This window comes from Streptomyces niphimycinicus (assembly GCF_018883605.1).
GTDB lineage: Bacteria > Actinomycetota > Actinomycetes > Streptomycetales > Streptomycetaceae > Streptomyces > Streptomyces niphimycinicus.
In genome coordinates, this window is record NZ_JAHLEM010001273.1 from 1 (window position 1) to 1032 (window position 1032).

The window sequence follows — 1032 nt, forward strand, 5'->3', positions numbered from 1 at the left end:
CCTGCGGTGCGCGAGCGGGCTCCCGCGGCCGCCCGGTCGGCAGCCTCCCGCTGAGCACGCAGGCGTCCCGCCTCCCGCGAGGCGGGACGGCCCGGACGGCCCCGACCGCCCCGACCGCCTGGGCATCCCCGGCCTGAACGTCCTGCGTCGGCGCCCCACCGTCAGCGGTCAGAGGGCTCCGCCCTTGGCATGGCGTCCGAACTGCTCGTCCAGGACGGACAGTCGGCGCCAGTACTCGTCCTCGTCGATCTCACCGGCCGCGAAGCGACGGCCCAGCACCGCGATCGGCGAGCGCTCGCCGAAGTCCACGGGCCCCCGCCGCCAGTGGGCGCGTCCGCGCCACCCGGCGCGCCTCAAGAGGACGACCGCACCGCCGACGACCAGCGCCCACATCAGCGGGAAGAGCAGAATCCACGGTCCGGGGCCGTCGCCGTCGGCGAAGCCGTGCGCCAGGGTGTTCATGATGATCGCACTCCTCGGGAGTGGTTGCCTTATGGCCACTTCTCATGGCCACCTCGAGGATCACTCCCTTACGGTGCCCCGGTCGTCGTACGGCCGACGACACTCCCGGTACCTCCTGGGGAGTACGCGCGCCAGGAGCATCCCGTTCTGTACCTACTAGTGTGTACGATCGATCGACCGCAGCGACCGGACACGAACGCACGCCCTGCCGGAAGGAGTTCACCGATGCTCGTCATGCAGTACCGGATCACCCTGCCCGCCGACTACGACATGCGGATCATCCGGGACCGGGTGGCGACGAAGGGGCCGCTGCTCGACGACTTCTCAGGGCTCGGCCTCAAGGCGTACGGCATCCGGGAGCGCGGTGCGGACGGCTCGCCGGTCCATCAGTACGCCCCGTTCTATCTGTGGACCGCGCCCGAGGCCATGAACCGCTTTCTGTGGGGCCCCGGGTTCCAGGGCATCGTCCGGGACTTCGGCAGGCCCGCGGTCGAGCACTGGCAGGGGCTCGCCTTCGAACGGGGCCCGGCCGCGGGTGCCGTGCCGCGCGCCGCCACCCGCCACGCCGCG

Annotated in this window: 2 protein-coding genes; one reads left to right on the top strand and one right to left on the bottom strand. The window is 71.9% G+C overall.

Translation table 11 applies throughout. From position 1 onward, the window contains the following. Positions 1-168: 168 nt before the first annotated feature. The gene (locus KN815_RS49300; RefSeq protein WP_216348227.1) at positions 169-462 is read right to left on the bottom strand and encodes an SHOCT domain-containing protein; all 294 of its coding nucleotides are present in this window, start codon (positions 460-462) and stop codon (positions 169-171) included. A gap of 225 nt (positions 463-687) precedes the next feature. Between KN815_RS49300 and KN815_RS49305 the strand changes: the two genes are divergently transcribed. Further along, the coding region (locus tag KN815_RS49305; protein WP_216348228.1) for a DUF4865 family protein at positions 688-1032 on the top strand (345 nt) is incomplete at its 3' end.